At 61.2% G+C, this 15,703-nt stretch carries 15 protein-coding genes and 2 pseudogenes; 13 read left to right on the top strand and 4 right to left on the bottom strand.

The genetic code is table 11. The annotated features are described in order from the left end of the window. Positions 1-151 precede the first annotated feature (151 nt). The 4 genes from ACYP2A_RS03080 to ACYP2A_RS03065 are packed head-to-tail and all read left to right on the top strand — an operon-like array spanning position 152 to position 3,015. Positions 152-937: a transporter substrate-binding domain-containing protein gene (locus ACYP2A_RS03080; RefSeq protein ID WP_459742640.1), complete on the top strand. Its 786-nt coding sequence runs from the start codon at positions 152-154 to the stop codon at positions 935-937. Positions 938-978: 41 nt separating this feature from the next. Beyond that, positions 979-1,644 carry an amino acid ABC transporter permease gene (locus ACYP2A_RS03075; protein ID WP_459742639.1) on the top strand — a complete coding sequence of 222 codons (666 nt, stop codon included), beginning with the start codon at positions 979-981 and terminating at the stop codon, positions 1,642-1,644. Beyond that, positions 1,641-2,294 (top strand): amino acid ABC transporter permease, encoded by a 654-nt coding sequence (locus ACYP2A_RS03070; RefSeq protein ID WP_459742703.1) that lies wholly within the window; start codon positions 1,641-1,643, stop codon positions 2,292-2,294. Before ACYP2A_RS03075 ends, ACYP2A_RS03070 begins: the two co-directional genes overlap by 4 nt. Further along, positions 2,278-3,015, top strand: coding sequence for an amino acid ABC transporter ATP-binding protein (locus tag ACYP2A_RS03065; protein WP_459742637.1), 738 nt, complete (start codon positions 2,278-2,280; stop codon positions 3,013-3,015). Before ACYP2A_RS03070 ends, ACYP2A_RS03065 begins: the two co-directional genes overlap by 17 nt. Before the next feature lie 5 nt (positions 3,016-3,020). Here the strand turns inward: ACYP2A_RS03065 and ACYP2A_RS03060 are convergent, their stop codons facing one another. Both ACYP2A_RS03060 and desA read right to left on the bottom strand, forming a co-directional pair. Further along, a complete protein-coding gene (locus ACYP2A_RS03060; protein WP_459742635.1) occupies positions 3,021-3,980 on the bottom strand; it encodes a GGDEF domain-containing protein in 960 nt (319 codons plus the stop codon). Positions 3,981-4,118: 138 nt separating this feature from the next. After that, the gene (gene desA, locus ACYP2A_RS03055; protein ID WP_459742634.1) at positions 4,119-5,303 is read right to left on the bottom strand and encodes a delta-9 fatty acid desaturase DesA; all 1,185 of its coding nucleotides are present in this window, start codon (positions 5,301-5,303) and stop codon (positions 4,119-4,121) included. 156 nt (positions 5,304-5,459) lie between these two features. Between desA and dibA the strand changes: the two genes are divergently transcribed. From dibA to ACYP2A_RS03025, 6 genes are all read left to right on the top strand, one after another. Further along, the gene (gene dibA, locus ACYP2A_RS03050) at positions 5,460-7,391 is read left to right on the top strand and encodes a phosphodiesterase DibA (RefSeq protein WP_459742632.1); all 1,932 of its coding nucleotides are present in this window, start codon (positions 5,460-5,462) and stop codon (positions 7,389-7,391) included. 190 nt (positions 7,392-7,581) lie between these two features. Beyond that, entirely contained in the window at positions 7,582-7,764 is a 183-nt protein-coding gene (gene oscA / locus ACYP2A_RS03045) for a sulfur starvation response protein OscA (RefSeq protein ID WP_459742630.1), read from the top strand. Positions 7,765-7,922: 158 nt separating this feature from the next. Beyond that, complete coding sequence (locus ACYP2A_RS03040; protein ID WP_459742628.1) at positions 7,923-8,930, top strand: sulfate ABC transporter substrate-binding protein; 1,008 nt, start codon at positions 7,923-7,925, stop codon at positions 8,928-8,930. Between the two features lie 99 nt (positions 8,931-9,029). After that, positions 9,030-9,851 (top strand): sulfate ABC transporter permease subunit CysT, encoded by an 822-nt coding sequence (gene cysT / locus ACYP2A_RS03035; protein ID WP_459742627.1) that lies wholly within the window; start codon positions 9,030-9,032, stop codon positions 9,849-9,851. 13 nt (positions 9,852-9,864) lie between these two features. Further along, the gene (cysW, locus tag ACYP2A_RS03030) at positions 9,865-10,737 is read left to right on the top strand and encodes a sulfate ABC transporter permease subunit CysW (protein WP_459742625.1); all 873 of its coding nucleotides are present in this window, start codon (positions 9,865-9,867) and stop codon (positions 10,735-10,737) included. Positions 10,738-10,740: 3 nt separating this feature from the next. Beyond that, entirely contained in the window at positions 10,741-11,730 is a 990-nt protein-coding gene (locus ACYP2A_RS03025) for a sulfate/molybdate ABC transporter ATP-binding protein (protein WP_459742623.1), read from the top strand. Here the strand turns inward: ACYP2A_RS03025 and ACYP2A_RS03020 are convergent. Further along, positions 11,723-12,238: an Mpo1 family 2-hydroxy fatty acid dioxygenase gene (locus ACYP2A_RS03020; protein ID WP_459742701.1), complete on the bottom strand. Its 516-nt coding sequence runs from the start codon at positions 12,236-12,238 to the stop codon at positions 11,723-11,725. The genes ACYP2A_RS03025 and ACYP2A_RS03020 overlap by 8 nt on opposite strands. Before the next feature lie 97 nt (positions 12,239-12,335). On the opposite strand from ACYP2A_RS03020, the pseudogene ACYP2A_RS03015 reads away from it, so the two are divergent. Then, a pseudogene (locus tag ACYP2A_RS03015) lies at positions 12,336-13,034 on the top strand (Crp/Fnr family transcriptional regulator); the annotation flags it as partial. Here the strand turns inward: ACYP2A_RS03015 and ACYP2A_RS03010 are convergent. Further along, complete coding sequence (locus tag ACYP2A_RS03010) at positions 13,035-14,009, bottom strand: AraC family transcriptional regulator (protein WP_459742621.1); 975 nt, start codon at positions 14,007-14,009, stop codon at positions 13,035-13,037. 181 nt (positions 14,010-14,190) lie between these two features. On the opposite strand from ACYP2A_RS03010, the gene ACYP2A_RS03005 reads away from it, so the two are divergent. Both ACYP2A_RS03005 and ACYP2A_RS03000 read left to right on the top strand, forming a co-directional pair. Continuing rightward, positions 14,191-14,772, top strand: a complete 582-nt coding sequence (locus ACYP2A_RS03005; protein ID WP_459742619.1) for an alpha/beta hydrolase — start codon at positions 14,191-14,193, stop codon at positions 14,770-14,772. A gap of 79 nt (positions 14,773-14,851) precedes the next feature. Continuing rightward, positions 14,852-15,667 (top strand): annotated as a pseudogene (locus ACYP2A_RS03000) (sigma 54-interacting transcriptional regulator); the annotation flags it as partial. Positions 15,668-15,703 lie beyond the last annotated feature (36 nt).

Raw genomic sequence — 15,703 nt, 5'->3', positions numbered from 1 at the left:
CTCCAGTATTGGGCGCGGCTTTTACTAACTGTTCAGACCAGTAAGACCAAAACAGCGCTGAAAGCCTTGATTTACCGCTCGGATCAAAACTGTGGCATGGCCTGTGCACTGGCACTTGTGTCCACCTTATCGCGTCATCCGGAGATGTCTCATGACCAAGCGTTACAGTGCTCTGCTCGCGGCTTTGTTTACCAGTCTGGCCCTCAGCCAGGCCCCTGCCCATGCCAATGGCCTGGATGACATCACCAGCCGCGGCACCCTGAAGGTGGCCGTGCCTCAGGATTTCCCGCCCTTTGGCTCGGTTGGCCCGGACATGAAACCGCGCGGCCTGGACATCGACACCGCCAAGCTGCTGGCCGACCAGTTGAAGGTCAAGCTGGAACTGACGCCGGTCAACAGCACCAACCGTATTCCATACCTGACCACCGGCAAGGTCGATCTGGTGATTTCCAGCCTCGGCAAGAACCCTGACCGCGAAAAAGTCATCGACTTCTCGCGCGCTTATGCGCCGTTCTACCTGGCTGTGTTCGGGCCGCCCGAAGCACCGATCAAGGACATTGCCGACCTCAAGGGCAAGACCATCAGCGTGACCCGTGGGGCTATCGAAGACATCGAGCTCAGCGCCGTCGCCCCTGAAGGTGCAACCATCAAGCGCTTCGAAGACAACAACTCGACCATCGCCGCTTATCTCGCAGGTCAGACCGACCTGATTGCCAGCGGCAACGTGGTCATGGTCGCCATCAGCGAGCGCAACCCCAAGCGCATTCCCGAGCTGAAAGTGAAACTCAAGGATTCGCCGGTGTACGTCGGGGTGAACAAGAACCAGCCGGAGCTGCTGAGCAAGGTCAACGAGATCCTGAATGCGGCCAAGACCGACGGCACGCTGGAAAAAGCCTCGACGACCTGGCTCAAGCAACCGCTGCCGGCTGATCTCTGACCTGCTTTTGAACGCTGACCCCGCACTGACGAGACCTGCCCATGGCTTATAACTTCGACTTCACACCGGTGGTGCAAAACGCCGACCTGTTGCTGCGCGGCGCGCTGTTCACCCTCGAACTGACCGCCATCGGCACGGTGCTCGGGGTCGGCCTGGGCATTGTCGGCGCGCTCGTCAGGGCCTGGAACATCAAGCCGTTCTCGGCGATCTTCGGCGTTTATGTCGAGCTGATCCGCAACACGCCGTTTCTGGTGCAGTTGTTTTTCATCTTCTTCGGCCTGCCGTCGCTGGGGTTGCAGATCAGTGAGTGGCAGGCGGCAATCCTGGCCATGGTGATCAACCTGGGCGCCTATTCGACGGAAATCATCCGTGCGGGTATCCAGGCCATTTCCAAGGGCCAGCTTGAAGCCGCCGCCGCGCTGGCCATGACCCGTTTCGAAGCGTTTCGCCATGTGGTACTGGTGCCGGCGCTGGGCAAGGTCTGGCCGGCGTTGAGCAGCCAGATCATCATCGTCATGCTCGGGTCGTCGGTGTGTTCGCAGATTGCGACCGAAGAACTGAGCTTCTTCGCCAACTTCCTGCAATCACGCAATTTCCGTGCGTTCGAGACCTACATCGTCACCACCCTGGTTTACCTGTGCATGGCCTTGCTGATCCGGCAGTTGCTGGCCTGGGTCGGACGGCGCTATATCGCGAGGAGTCGCTGATGGATTTCACCTTATGGGACGTCCTGCGCAACCTGCTGACCGGCCTGCAATGGACGCTGGCCCTGTCGTTGGTAGCGTTTGTCGGTGGCGGGCTGGTCGGCCTGCTGGTGATGGGCATGCGCCTGTCGGCCAAGGCCGGGCCACGCTGGGTGGCGCACATTTATATAGAACTGTTTCAAGGCACGCCGCTGTTGATGCAGTTGTTTCTGGTGTTTTTCGGTGTGGCGCTACTGGGTGTGGATATTTCGCCCTGGGCCGCCGCTGCCGTGGCGCTGACGCTGTTTACCAGTGCGTTCCTGGCCGAGATCTGGCGCGGTTGCGTCGAGTCGATCGGCAAGGGCCAGTGGGAAGCCTCGGCCAGCCTGGCACTGACCCCGCTTGAGCAGATGCGCTATGTCATTTTGCCGCAAGCCTTGCGCATTGCCGTGGCGCCCACCGTGGGTTTCTCGGTGCAAGTGGTCAAGGGCACGGCGGTAACCTCGATCATCGGTTTCACCGAACTGACCAAGACCGGCAGCATGCTGGCCAATGCCACGTTCGAACCTTTCATGGTCTACGGCTTTGTGGCCCTGGGCTATTTCATCCTGTGCTATCCCCTGTCGCTCTGCGCGCGCCATCTGGAAAGGAGGCTGCATGCCACCACTGCTTAGAGTTTCCGCGCTGCATAAATATTATGGCGATCACCATGTGCTCAAAGGCATCGATCTGACGGTCGAGCAAGGCCAGGTCGTGGCGATCATCGGTCGCAGCGGTTCGGGCAAGAGCACGCTGCTGCGCACGCTCAATGGCCTGGAGTCGATCAACGACGGGGTGATCGAAGTCGACGGCGAATACCTCGACGCAGCCCGCGCCGATCTGCGCAGCCTGCGCCAGAAGGTCGGCATGGTGTTTCAGCAGTTCAATCTGTTTCCGCACCTGTCGGTCGGCGAAAACGTCATGCTTGCCCCGCAAGTGGTGAAAAAGACCAACCGCAGCGACGCGGCCAAACTGGCCCGGCAGATGCTCGACCGTGTCGGTCTGGGCGACAAGTTCGATGCTTTCCCGGACCGGTTGTCGGGTGGCCAGCAACAGCGGGTCGCGATTGCCCGTGCCCTGGCCATGTCACCCAAGGTGCTGCTGTGCGACGAAATCACCTCGGCGCTGGACCCTGAGCTGGTCAACGAAGTGCTCAGCGTGGTGCGCCAGCTGGCTGCCGATGGCATGACGCTGATCATGGTCACTCACGAAATGCGCTTTGCCCGCGAGGTTGGCGACAAACTGGTGTTCATGCATCAGGGCAAGGTGCATGAAACCGGCCATCCGCGAGAGTTGATGGCCAACCCGCAGACGCCTGAGCTGGCCAACTTTATCGGGTCGGTGGAGCACGCCTGACCGGGCTAGCCCAGCACAATCTGGTTCTTGCCCTGGCGCTTGGCTTGATACATCGCCGCGTCGGCGCGGGCGTAGAGGGCTTCGAGGGTCTGGTCTTCATCGGTCAGGCTGGTCAGGCCCTGACTGGCGGTAATACCGAAGCTCTGTTGGTCGCTTTGAAAATGCTGCCGCTGAATTTCCCGTTGCAGGCGTTCGGCGATCTGCAGGGCCATCTCCGAGGCGCAGCCAGGAAAGATGGCCGCGAACTCTTCGCCGCCGATCCGCCCGAACAGATCGCCACGGCGCAGCGTGGTACGCCCGCTTTCGGCGATGCGCTGCAAGACGCCGTCGCCCACCTGATGGCCAAAGGTGTCGTTGATCTTCTTGAAGTCATCGATGTCCAGCAGCAAAAAAGACAATGGCGTACCTTGCACGCGCGCCAGTTCGAACTCGCGCTGTGCGCAGTCGAAGAAGTGCCGGCGGTTGCTGCTCTGGGTCAACACATCGGTGGTGGCCAGGCGTTGCAGCTCGTCTTCCAGGTACTTTTTGTCGGTGATGTCTTCGGCCATGCCGACCACCACCAGCCGCTGGCCCGGGTCGTTGCGGTGGCTGACGAAGCATTTGTCGCTGAGCCAGCGCACTTCGCCATCGGCGCGGATGATGCGGTACTCGCGGTCCTCTACGGCGCCTTTTTCGATCACTTCACTGAGGCTGCGCTCGGCGTAGTTCAGATCGTCGGGGTAAATGCTGTCGCGCCATTGCGCGTAGTCGGCCAGCACCAGGCCCACCGAGCGACCGAAAATCTTCTCGTAGGCGGGGCTGACATAAATCATCCGCTGGGTTTCCCAGTCGAACGCCCACAACACCGCATTGACGCTGACCAGCAAAGAGCTGAACAACTGCTCGCGTTCGCTCAGGCGGGCAACCTCCGCCTGGGCGTGCATCAGGGCCAGCAAGGTTTCGGCGGCGACAGGCATGTTTTCCATGGACACGGTTTCTCGAACGTCGCGAATTCACTCGCGCCGCTACCTGGTTTGTAGGGCAATGGAGAAACATTTCGAGGTTTTTTTCGCCAGGAAGTTCCGATGTCGGTGCGCCATCATGGGGCGCACCGATCAACGGTATCAAGCGTAGGAGGGGCGCAGCGTGTAGGTCTTGAGCTGGTCGGCGAAGTCGCGCAGCGACTGGATACCACTGCTTTCAGCCTCGTGAATCCAGTCCTTGATGGCCGCCAGCATGTCGTGGCTGTTGCTGCTGGTCTTGAGCCAGATCTGCTGCAGGGCCAGGCGTTTTTCGTAGATCGTCTTCAGCGCCTGGCTGTGTTCGAGCATGCCCTGGATACGCAGGCGGTGCTGGTCGTCGAGCAGGCTGGTCTCACGCGACAGCAGGCGCTTGGCACGGTGAAACTGATGGCGCACCGAGGCGTCGACGCGGGCCAGTTCCTGGGTCACCAGCGGGCCGATGACCACCTTGCGGTACTGGGCCATGATCTGGAAACGGTTGTTGAGAATCGCCAGGGCGGTGTCCGTATCCAGGTGCTGCTTGCCTTCGATACGGTGCGCCACCGGCGGCACGCGCTGCACCTTGGCCAGACGCAGGGCGCTGAACACCTTGATCCAGGCCCAGCCCATGTCGAACTCCCACGGCTTGACCGACAGCTTGGCCGAGTTGGGGTAGGTGTGGTGGTTGTTGTGCAGTTCTTCGCCACCGATGACGATGCCCCACGGCACCAGATTGGTCGCTGCATCCTTGCATTCGAAGTTGCGATAGCCCACCGCATGGCCTAGGCCGTTGACCACGCCGGCGGCCCAGAACGGAATCCACATCATCTGGATGGCCCACACGGTGATGCCCAGCACGCCGAACAGCGCAAGGTCGATCACCGCCATCAGGGCGATGCCCAGCAGCTTGTAGCGCGAGTACAGATTGCGCTCGACCCAGTCTTCGGGGCAGTGCTTACCGTAGATGCGCAGGGTGTCGGGGTTGCCGGCTTCGGCGCGGTACAGCTCGGCGCCCTTGCGCAGTACGGTCGACAGGCCCTTGATCACCGGACTGTGCGGGTCGTCGACGGTTTCACATTTGGCGTGATGCTTGCGGTGGATGGCGGTCCACTCGCGGGTGTTCTGCGCCGTGGTCAGCCACAGCCAGAAGCGAAAAAAGTGTTTGAGGCTCGCGTGCAGTTCCAGCGAGCGGTGCGCCGAATAGCGGTGCAGGTAGACGGTCACGCCAATAATGGTGACGTGGGTCATGACCAGGGTGACGGCAATCAGTTGCCAGACGGATAAATCGAGTAAACCGTTGTACCACATAGGCTGTTGGGCCCTCACAGGTGGCGGGTGGGTGAAAAACATACAGGCCGCATTATCTCTGAGCGGCACCAGAAAACCAGATGTGACTGTGAAGAAGCGTCTCGGGATGTTTCTTGTTTTATAATCGCGAGTCTACGTAGGGATGTGTGCTTTCTCATGACGGATTTAACGCGAAAAGCGCTCGGGGCCGCCATTTTCTATGGCTTCCTGACGTTTCTGTGGTGGCTGGCAAGCCGCTCTCTATTGCCGTTATGGGTTCACGACCCGGTACGGCTCGATGAGTGGCAGCAGACGAGCGGTTACCTGTGGGTTCTGCTGGGCACCCTGACCCTGTTCATGAACCGCCATCGGCTGCTGGGCTGGCTGGGCGGTGAGCACCTGCTGCGCCAGCACCGCGAAGACCATGATCGCCTGCGGCTGGCCTCGGCGGTATTCGACAGCACCCGCGAGGGCGTGCTGGTGACCAACGACAAGGCGCAGATTGTCCACGTCAACCGCGCCTTTGTGGACATCACCGGTTATCAGCCCGACGAGGTGCTGGGCCACAACCCCAGCAAATTCAAATCAGGCCGCCACGGCGCCGACTTCTACGGGCAGATGTACCAGGCCATTCACAGTGACGGCGAATGGAATGGTGAAATCTGGAACCGCCGCAAAAGCGGCGAGGTGTACCCGCAATGGCAGAGCATTCGTGGCATCAAAGGTGCCAACGGGCAAATCCGTCATTTTGTCGCGGTGTTTTCCGACCTCTCGGCGATCAAGCGCTCGGAGCATGAGCGCGTCCAGCTCGCCCATTACGATGCGCTGACCGGCCTGCCCAATCGCCTGTTGTTCACCGACCGCGCCACCGAGGCGGTCGCTGCCGCGCGGGCGACCAAGCGCAACTGCGCAATGCTGCTGCTGGACCTTGATCACTTCAAGAACATCAACGACAGCCTGGGCCATGGCGTGGGCGATCTGGTACTCAAGTCGGTGGCCGAGCGCCTGGTCGGTCTGTTTGGCGCGCAGTTGACCCTGGCGCGAATGGGCGGCGACGAGTTCGCCCTGCTGCTCAAGGACTGCCCGCAGATGGCCCAGGCCGCGAACCTGGCTCAGCAGGTGCTCGAAGCGTTCAAGATGCCGTTTCTGATCGATGACCAGGCGCTGTTCATCACCGTCAGCGTCGGCATCAGCCTGTTTCCCAACGACGCGCTGTCGGCCGAACAATTGCTGCGCAATGCCGACGCCGCGCTGTTCAAGGCCAAGCGCGGCGGGCGCGAAAACTATGCGTTGTACACCGAAGAACTCACCGCCCATGCCCAGCAGCGGGTCGAGCTGGCCAGCGAGTTGCGTCGTGCCATCGAGCAGAACGAACTGCGGGTGTTCTACCAGCCAGTGCACGACCTCACGACCCGGCGCATTCGCGGGGTCGAGGCGCTGGTGCGCTGGGAGCACCCGCTGCGCGGCATGGTCTCGCCCGGCGAGTTCATCCCCATTGCCGAGCAAAGCGGGCTGATCGGCGATATCGATGACTGGGTACTACGCGCCGCCTGCACGCAAATGGGCCAATGGCAGGCGGCCGGTGTGCCGCTGGACTTTGTTGCGGTGAATATTTCCAGTCGGCAGTTCATTCAGGGCGACCTTGACCTGCAAGTCGCGGCGATCTTGCGCGACACCGGGCTGGACCCTGCGCTGCTGGAGCTGGAGGTGACTGAAAGCGCGGTGATGCAAGACCCTGAACAGGCACTGGAGCAGTTGCACCGGCTGCGCGAGCTGGGCCTGAGCCTGGCCATCGATGACTTCGGCACCGGTTACTCATCCTTGCTGCGCCTCAAGCGCATGCCGGTGCACAAGCTCAAGATCGATCAGGGCTTTGTCGCCGGGTTGCCGGGCGACGAAGACGACATCGCCATTGTCCAGGCGATTATCGCGCTGGCCCGCAGTATGGGCATGAAGGTGCTGGCCGAGGGCATCGAGACGGCCGAACAAGCCGCGTTTTTGTTCGACAGCGGTTGTGAGCTGGGCCAGGGCTACTGGTTTGCCCGGCCCATGCCGGCGGCTCAAATCGACTGGTCCAGAGCGCCAAGCTTCGATTTATCAGTGGTTTAACCGCATTCGGCCTGGGGCGTGCAATGCGCCCCGGATGCCGCCGTCACCATAAATTTCTTTTGGTTATATCTGCATTCTTAAATAGTCTTTTTAAGAATAACTCTGCCTATCTAATATGGCCCCAACGCCACAAGCCGTTACCCCCCAGTCGTAACGGCGGGTTTGCCAATTTTTCGAAGGAGTTATGAATATGAGCGCCACTCTGCGTAGCGTTGACGGTCAGGACGAAGCAGCCATTCTGCGTGAGATTCAGAGTGCCCTGCGTGATCTTCGTTTTGGTGCCGTCGAAATCACGGTACACAACGCCCAGGTCGTTCAGATCGAGCGTAAAGAGAAGTTCCGCCTGCAGAACTCCGGCACCAAACCCAACTGATTCAACCCCCGCGCTGCTTAACCCGACTGGTCAACCGGAGGGTGTCATGTTGACTCCTGATACGCCTCTCTTAAGCAACGTGCGATGCCGCTTGCGGCATCAACGCGCCAAGAATAATCGATAACGCCAATACTCGGATTTTTCCAGGAGCTTGATTTATGTCTATTCGTCGTTTCGCCCTGGCCGCTCTCGCCAGCGCCGTATTCGCAGGTTCTGCTGTTGCAAAGGATTATGAGTTGCTCAACGTGTCGTACGATCCGACCCGCGAGCTGTATCAGGAATACAACGCCGAATTCATCAAGCACTGGACGGCGACGCACAAGGACGACAAGGTCGAAATCAAGCAGTCCCACGGTGGTTCCGGCAAACAGGGCCGTGCAGTGATCGACGGCTTGCGCGCCGACGTGGTGACCCTGGCCCTGGCCGGTGACATCGACGAAATCGCCAAGCTGGGCAAGACCCTCCCGGAAAACTGGCAGACCCGTCTGCCGGATGCCAGCACCCCGTACACCTCGACCATCGTGTTCCTGGTGCGCAAGGGCAACCCTAAAGGCATCAAGGACTGGAACGACCTGATCAAGGACGGCGTTTCGGTGATCACCCCGAACCCGAAAACCAGCGGCGGCGCCCGCTGGAACTTCCTGGCGGCCTGGGCCTACGGCCTGAAAGCGGGCGGCAGCGAAGCCAAGGCGCAGGAATACGTCGAAAAACTGTTCAAGCACGTGCCGATCCTCGACACCGGCGCCCGTGGTTCGACCATCACCTTCGTCAACAACGGTCAGGGTGATGTGTTGCTGGCCTGGGAAAACGAAGCGTTCCTGGCCCTTAAAGAAGACGGCGGTGCCGACAAGTTCGATATCATCGTGCCTTCGCTGTCGATCCTCGCCGAGCCGCCCGTGGCCGTGGTCGACAAGAACGCCGAGAAGAAGGGCAACACCGAAATCGCTACCGAATACCTCAAGCACCTGTACAGCCCGGCTGGCCAGGAGATTGCCGCGAAGAACTTCTACCGGCCGCGCAATGCCGAAGTGGCTGCCAAGTACGAGAAGCAATTCCCGAAACTTGAGCTGGTGACTATCGACAAGGACTTTGGCGGCTGGAAAACTGCGCAGCCGAAGTTCTTCAACGACGGTGGCGTATTCGACCAGATCTACAAAGCGCAGTAAGCATTTGCGCAGGACACCGCCTTTTGGCGGTGTCTTTGGCTTGGTCAAAGGGGCCCGGACTTATGTCCGGGTTTGCTGCAAGTTAAACCAGGGATTTTTATGTCGCGTCGTATCTCCCCCGTCATACCCGGCTTCGGGCTGACGCTGGGCTACACCTTGGTGTACCTCAGCTTGATTGTGTTAATTCCGCTGGCCGCCATGTTCGTGCATGCCGCCCAGCTGACCTGGGATCAGTTCTGGACCATCATCACCGCGCCCCGGGTGATCGCGGCCCTGAAACTGAGTTTCGGCACGGCGTTCTACGCCGCCATCATCAACGGCATCATCGGTACGCTGCTGGCCTGGGTGCTGGTGCGCTACACCTTCCCTGGGCGCAAGGTCATCGATGCGATGATCGACCTGCCGTTCGCCCTGCCCACCGCCGTGGCCGGTATCGCTCTGACGGCGCTGTACGCGCCCAATGGCTGGGTCGGCCAGTTCGCCACCGACCTGGGCTTCAAGATCGCCTACACCCCGTTGGGTATCACCCTGGCGCTGACCTTCGTGACCCTGCCGTTCGTGGTGCGCACGGTGCAGCCGGTGCTGGCCGACATCCCGCGTGAAGTCGAAGAAGCCGCCGCCTGCCTGGGCGCGCGTCCCTTGCAGGTGTTCCGGCACATCCTCATGCCGGCCTTGCTGCCCGCCTGGCTGACCGGTTTTGCCCTGGCCTTTGCGCGTGGCGTGGGCGAGTACGGCTCGGTGATCTTCATAGCCGGCAACATGCCGATGAAGACCGAGATCCTGCCGCTGCTGATCATGGTCAAGCTCGACCAGTACGACTACACCGGCGCCACAGCCATCGGCGTGATGATGCTGGTGGTTTCCTTCATTCTGTTGCTGCTGATCAACTTGTTGCAGCGGCGCATCGAAACCCCGAGCTGAGGAGCAAGCGATCATGTCCCATTCGTCGGTTTCTGCCGCCTCTGCGGCCAACGATGCCCGTCGCGGCAGTCCTGTGGCCCGCCGTATCCTGATCGGCCTGGGCTGGCTGGTGTTTTTCCTGTTTCTGGCCCTGCCGTTGATCATCGTGGTGTCCCAAGGCCTGAAAAATGGCCTGGGCGCGTTCTTTACCGCGATCTTCGAGCCCGATGCGCTGTCGGCACTCAAGCTCACCGTGATTGCGGTACTGATCTCGGTGCCGTTGAATCTGGTATTTGGCGTGTGCGCCGCCTGGTGCGTGAGCAAATACTCGTTTCGCGGCAAGAGCATCCTGGTGACCCTGATCGACCTGCCGTTCTCGGTGTCGCCGGTCATCGCCGGTCTGGTCTATGTGCTGATGTTCGGCGCCCAGGGCTTCTTCGGCCCGTGGTTGCAGGACCGTGACATCCAGATCGTGTTTGCCCTGCCGGGCATCGTGCTGGCCACCATCTTCGTCACCGTGCCGTTCGTGGCCCGTGAGCTGATCCCGCTGATGCAGGAGCAGGGCACGCAAGAGGAAGAGGCCGCCCGCTTGCTGGGCGCCAATGGCTGGCAGATGTTCTGGCACGTCACCGTGCCCAATATCAAATGGGGCCTGATCTACGGTGTGGTGCTGTGTACTGCCCGCGCCATGGGTGAGTTCGGTGCGGTGTCGGTGGTGTCCGGGCACATTCGCGGGGTCACCAATACCTTGCCGCTGCACGTCGAGATCCTCTACAACGAATACAACCACGTCGCGGCCTTCGCGGTTGCGAGCCTGTTGCTGGTCATAGCCCTGTTCATCCTGCTGCTCAAGCAGTGGAGCGAATCGCGCATTAACCGTCTGCGCCAGAACGCGGCGGAGGAATAAGTCATGTCGATCGAAGTCCGTAACGTCAGCAAGAACTTCAATGCCTTCAAGGCGCTGAACACCATCAACCTAGACATCAACAGCGGCGAACTGGTCGCCCTGCTGGGGCCGTCGGGCTGTGGCAAGACCACGCTGCTGCGCATTATTGCCGGTCTCGAAACCCCGGATGCCGGCAGCATCGTGTTCCACGGTGAAGACGTGTCGAGCCACGATGTGCGTGATCGTAACGTCGGCTTTGTGTTTCAGCACTACGCGCTGTTTCGGCACATGACGGTGTTCGACAACGTCGCCTTCGGCCTGCGCATGAAGCCCAAGAACCAGCGCCCGAACGAAACCCAGATCAAGGCCAAGGTGCATGAGCTGCTGAACATGGTGCAGCTCGACTGGCTGGCCGACCGCTACCCGGAGCAACTGTCCGGCGGCCAGCGCCAGCGTATCGCGCTGGCCCGTGCCCTGGCAGTCGAACCCAAGGTGCTGCTGCTCGACGAGCCGTTCGGTGCCCTGGATGCCAAGGTCCGTAAAGAGCTGCGTCGCTGGCTGGCGCGCCTGCACGAAGACATCAACCTGACCTCGGTGTTCGTGACCCACGACCAGGAAGAAGCCATGGAAGTGGCTGACCGCATCGTGGTGATGAACAAGGGCGTGATCGAACAGATCGGCTCGCCGGGCGAAGTCTACGAGAGCCCGGCCAACGATTTCGTCTACCACTTCCTGGGCGACTCCAACCGCCTGAGCGTGGGCGACAGCGAACACTTGCTGTTCCGTCCGCACGAAGTGTCGTTGTCGCGCCATGAACTGGAAGATCACCACGCCGCCGAAGTGCGCGACATCCGTCCGCTGGGCGCCACCACCCGGGTGACTCTCAAGGTCGAAGGGCAGAGCGACCTGATCGAGGCCGAAGTGGTCAAGGACCACGACAGCCTCAACGGCCTGGCACGCGGCGAAGTGCTGTTCTTCAAGCCCAAGGTCTGGCAGAAAGTGCCATCTATTTGAGCTGATGATGGCCGGGCGACCCCAGCCGTTGTTCGATGGCCTGTTGCAGAGGTTTGCGCAGGCCGATCAGGAACGCCAGTTCCGCCACCACGAACAGCGGGCCGATGATCAGCCCGGTTATGTCGTCGACGAAGGCCGGTTTGCGGCCTTCGTAATAATGGCCGATGAACTGGATAATCCAGCCCGCCACGAACAGTCCGATTCCCCAGCCCAGCCACACGCCCGTCGATTGTTGCGCCAGGCGTGCGCTCACCCACAGGCATAGCCCCAACAACCCCGCCATCACCAGACCCAGCCTGTAATCGAGCCGCAGATAGAACAGCGTCGAAGCCAGCGCCACCAGTGTTGCCGGCGAAAGCCATGTTTCGCCAACAAGTGCGCCAGGACGTGACAGAAAAATCGTCACGGCCAGTACGATCATGGGTATCCCCAGGAAGTGCGTCACGATATTGCGTGAATCTCTGTGATAAGCGGCATATTGGCTGAGATGATCGACCAGCGTTTTCATTATGATGTCGCCCCATTCGGTGATCGGCCTGTTTAACGTAGCCGCTTTACCGAATGCTTGCCTGTAGAAAATGCGTGCACTGATCAAGGAAGCAACAATGACAAATGGAACAGGATGGCGGTCGCGGCTGCTGGGTGAATACTGGTTCGCCCACTTGCCGGCCGGCTTGCAGGATGGCTTGCTCGCGGCCACCCGACAGCGGCGTATCACGCCGGGCAAATTGCTGTTTGCCAAGGGCGATGCGCCCTGTGGTCTGTACGCCCTGGTCGAGGGTGCAGTGCGTATGGGCAGCGTCGACGAGCAGCGCCGGGCGCCGCCGCAGGAGGTGCGGCCGCCTTTCTGGTTTGGCGAGGTGTCACTGTTCGATGGGCTGCCGCGCATGCTGGACGCCTACTCGACGCAGCAGAGTATTTTTTTGCACATTGCGCAGCCGGTGATCGACGCCTTGTTGGCAGAACATCCCGGATACAAGCGCACCTTCGCCGATTTGCTCAGCCAGAAAATCGGCCTTGAGCTGCCCAACCGCGAAAAAATGCACAGCCTGCCCGACCGTGCCCGCGTGGCCTGGCGCGTGCTGATGCTGGGCGAGGGCTATGGCCAGTTGAGCAATGCCCGGCGCGTACTGACCCTCGATGCGATCGAGGCCGGCGCCGCCGTGGGCCTGTCACGCAGCGCGCTGGTCGAGGTGCTGGAGGACTTTCAGCGGCGCAAGATCATCCGTCTGGACCCGGACCTGATCGAGGTGCTGAGCGTCGACAAGCTGCGCAAGGTGGCCAACGTGTCGCGGGTCCGCGCGTCAGCCCGGCAAACCCAGCCGGTATTGCTCGGGAGTCAGCCCGGTCCAGCGCTTGAAGGCGCGGCTGAAGTTGTCGACATCGGCAAAGCCCAGCAGCCAGGCTACCTCGCTCAGTGAAGCATTGGGGTCACTGATGTGCAGCAGTGCCAGATTTTCCCGGCACTGGTTAAGCAGCAGGTCATAACGACAACCTTCATCGGCCAGGTGCCGGTGCAGGCTGCGCGGGCTCAGGTTGAGCGCCTGGGCGATGCTTTCGGCAGCGGGTTCACCGTCGGGCAGCTGCGCCTCGATGGCACAACGTACCCGTGGCTCCCAGATCAATTGCCGGGCCTGTGCCGAGTCCTCGGCGCAGGGCGCCGCGCCGCCCTCCAGATGGCTGTCGAAATCGTCGCAGGCAAACGCCAGCATATTCTGTGCGGCGGCAAAGAACAGCGGTGCCCGAAACAGCTCCTGCCAGGGTTGCGGATTATCCGGCAGCGGCCGTTGCAGGTGCACTTCCAGCGGCGCATAACTGCGCCCCAGCCGGTTGCGGCAGGTGCGCACATAGATGGCGGCAAAGGCATCGAACAGTTCCGGGACCGGCGTCGGGTAATCGGCCGGTGCACTGAAAATGAACTCGTAGCGTTCGCCCGCCCTGTAAAAGGTCAGTTGCAAGGCGTCGGGGCTGCTGGGGTGATAACCCACGATGCGCTCGAACACCTCACGCAGCGAGTCGCTGGCCACCAGGGTGTAGCCGAGCGCATGAAAGCTGGTGGGGCTGGCAAAACGTGAGACCCGCAGCCCCAGCGCCGGCTCGCCGCTGGCCTGCACGGCCAGTTGCCACAGGCGCAAGGCCGCGCCCGGCGCTTCTGGCAGTTGCGGTGTGTGCGGGTCTATACCGGCAGCCAGGCACAGCCCGGTGCTGTCCAGGTCCATGGCATCGAGTTGTTTGCGCAGGGCGCGGGTCCATCGGGTAAGGCTGCCGGGTTCAGACATAGGCGTGCTACTTCCTGTCGACGAGGGGCGAAAGGACCGGAGGGCAGTCCGGTCAAGGCACAGAGGCAAAACAAAGGCATATGCAAAACGGCTATTAATAAATAGCTTCTTATTCCTTAACGAATATATCTCGCATCCCTATACTCGCGGCATGGACTCAAGCCTTCAGGAGGCGACCCCCATGCATAACGAATCGATCCGTTATCTGATAGTGCCAGGCTGGCAAGGGTCGCCTGACGATCATTGGCAAACCCATTGGCAGAATAGCCTGCCCAACAGCGCACGGGTGGAACAGGCCGACTGGCTCAAGCCGCGCCGCGAAGACTGGGTCGGCGAGTTGCAGCGCATGATCGCGGCGCACAGCTCGCCAGTGATTCTGATCGCGCATAGCCTGGGCTGCATCACCGTGGCGCACTGGGCACAACTGGCGCCGCTGGAATCGCTGCGCCAGGTGCACGGTGCACTGCTGGTGGCGCCTGCCGATGTCGAACGTCCCAACTGCTCGCCGGCCTTGCGCAATTTTGCGCCGATTCCTGCCGACTTGCTGCCGTTTCCGACCCAGATCGTCAGTTCAGACAACGACCCTGCGGTCAGCAGCCAGCGGGCGATGGAAATGGCCCGTCATTGGGGTGCCGAAGTGGGCTTCCTGAGCCAGGCCGGCCACATCAACGTCAAGTCCGGCCACCAGCGTTGGGAGCAGGGTTTCGCTTACCTGTACCGTTTGCAGAATCGTCTTGAGCAACAATCGCGCCGTCGCGCGTAGGACCGACTTTGGTCGGGAAGCGCATCGTCACCGTTTTCAGTAACGCCCGGGCCTTTGTAGGTTCTGGCGGGAGTTTTTCATGAGTGTTAACGAGACCCACGGCCAGCCTTTGCTGACCTTCCCCGAGGCCGACAAAAGCCCCCTGAGCATCCGCGCCAAGGCGTTGGTGTTCATCGACCCGCGCTCGCGCCAGTTGCGCAGCGAAATGGAGCATCTGGCCGCTGGTTCCTTGCCGATCCTGATTCGTGGCGAGCCGGGCACCGGTAAAGAGTTGCTGGCCCGGCACATTCACCGTGGCAGTGATCGTGGCGGCTTGTTCGTGTCGGTCAACTGCGGCGCGATCAGCCCGACCTACGCCGATGCCGAATTGTTCGGCTATGCCGCCGGTGCCCACAGCGGCTCGGTCAGCAGCCGCGCCGGCTGGTTCGGCTCAGCCAACGGCGGCACCCTGTACCTGGACGAGATCGGCGACCTGCCGCTGCCGATTCAGGTCAAGCTGCTGGCGGCCCTTGAAAACCACGAAGTCACCCGCGTCGGCGCGCAACAGCCAAGCCCCGTGGATGTGCGCCTGGTCGCGGCCACCAGCATCGACCTGGCCAAGGCGGTGGCGGCCGGCAAGTTCCACGAGCGCTTGTACCACTACCTGAGCGAGGGTCGGCTCGACCTGCCGGCGCTGCGCGAGCAACCGGGCAATATTCTGCCGCTGGCCGAGTATTTCGTCGGCATCTACAGCCAGCGCCTGAGCCTGCCGGTGCAGTTGATCAGCGATGCCGCCCAACAGGTTTTGCAGGCTCACAGTTGGCCGGGTAATACCCGTGAGCTGGAAAACGTCATTCACTTTGCATTGCTGGTCAGCAGCGGCGACGAGATCGTGGCCGATGACCTCAATCTGCCGACGTTCAAAAGAGCATAAGCCGCTACGCATAAATTA

The organism is Pseudomonas sp. 3A(2025), from assembly GCF_054589175.1.
Note: the sequence above shows the minus strand (reverse complement) of the source record. Positions and strands in the feature narration are given on the sequence as shown.

Bases quoted from the DNA above. Each gene is read 5' to 3' on its own strand.
- ACYP2A_RS03080 (WP_459742640.1), top strand. From the start codon at position 152: ATGACCAAGCGTTACAGTGCTCTGCTCGCGGCTTTGTTTACCAGTCTG.
- ACYP2A_RS03075 (WP_459742639.1), top strand. From the start codon at position 979: ATGGCTTATAACTTCGACTTCACACCGGTGGTGCAAAACGCCGACCTG.
- ACYP2A_RS03065 (WP_459742637.1), top strand. From the start codon at position 2,278: ATGCCACCACTGCTTAGAGTTTCCGCGCTGCATAAATATTATGGCGAT.
- ACYP2A_RS03060 (WP_459742635.1), bottom strand. From the start codon at position 3,980: ATGGAAAACATGCCTGTCGCCGCCGAAACCTTGCTGGCCCTGATGCAC.
- desA (WP_459742634.1), bottom strand. From the start codon at position 5,303: ATGTGGTACAACGGTTTACTCGATTTATCCGTCTGGCAACTGATTGCC.
- dibA (WP_459742632.1), top strand. From the start codon at position 5,460: ATGACGGATTTAACGCGAAAAGCGCTCGGGGCCGCCATTTTCTATGGC.
- oscA (WP_459742630.1), top strand. From the start codon at position 7,582: ATGAGCGCCACTCTGCGTAGCGTTGACGGTCAGGACGAAGCAGCCATT.
- ACYP2A_RS03040 (WP_459742628.1), top strand. From the start codon at position 7,923: ATGTCTATTCGTCGTTTCGCCCTGGCCGCTCTCGCCAGCGCCGTATTC.
- cysT (WP_459742627.1), top strand. From the start codon at position 9,030: ATGTCGCGTCGTATCTCCCCCGTCATACCCGGCTTCGGGCTGACGCTG.
- cysW (WP_459742625.1), top strand. From the start codon at position 9,865: ATGTCCCATTCGTCGGTTTCTGCCGCCTCTGCGGCCAACGATGCCCGT.
- ACYP2A_RS03025 (WP_459742623.1), top strand. From the start codon at position 10,741: ATGTCGATCGAAGTCCGTAACGTCAGCAAGAACTTCAATGCCTTCAAG.
- ACYP2A_RS03020 (WP_459742701.1), bottom strand. From the start codon at position 12,238: ATGAAAACGCTGGTCGATCATCTCAGCCAATATGCCGCTTATCACAGA.
- ACYP2A_RS03010 (WP_459742621.1), bottom strand. From the start codon at position 14,009: ATGTCTGAACCCGGCAGCCTTACCCGATGGACCCGCGCCCTGCGCAAA.
- ACYP2A_RS03005 (WP_459742619.1), top strand. From the start codon at position 14,191: ATGCATAACGAATCGATCCGTTATCTGATAGTGCCAGGCTGGCAAGGG.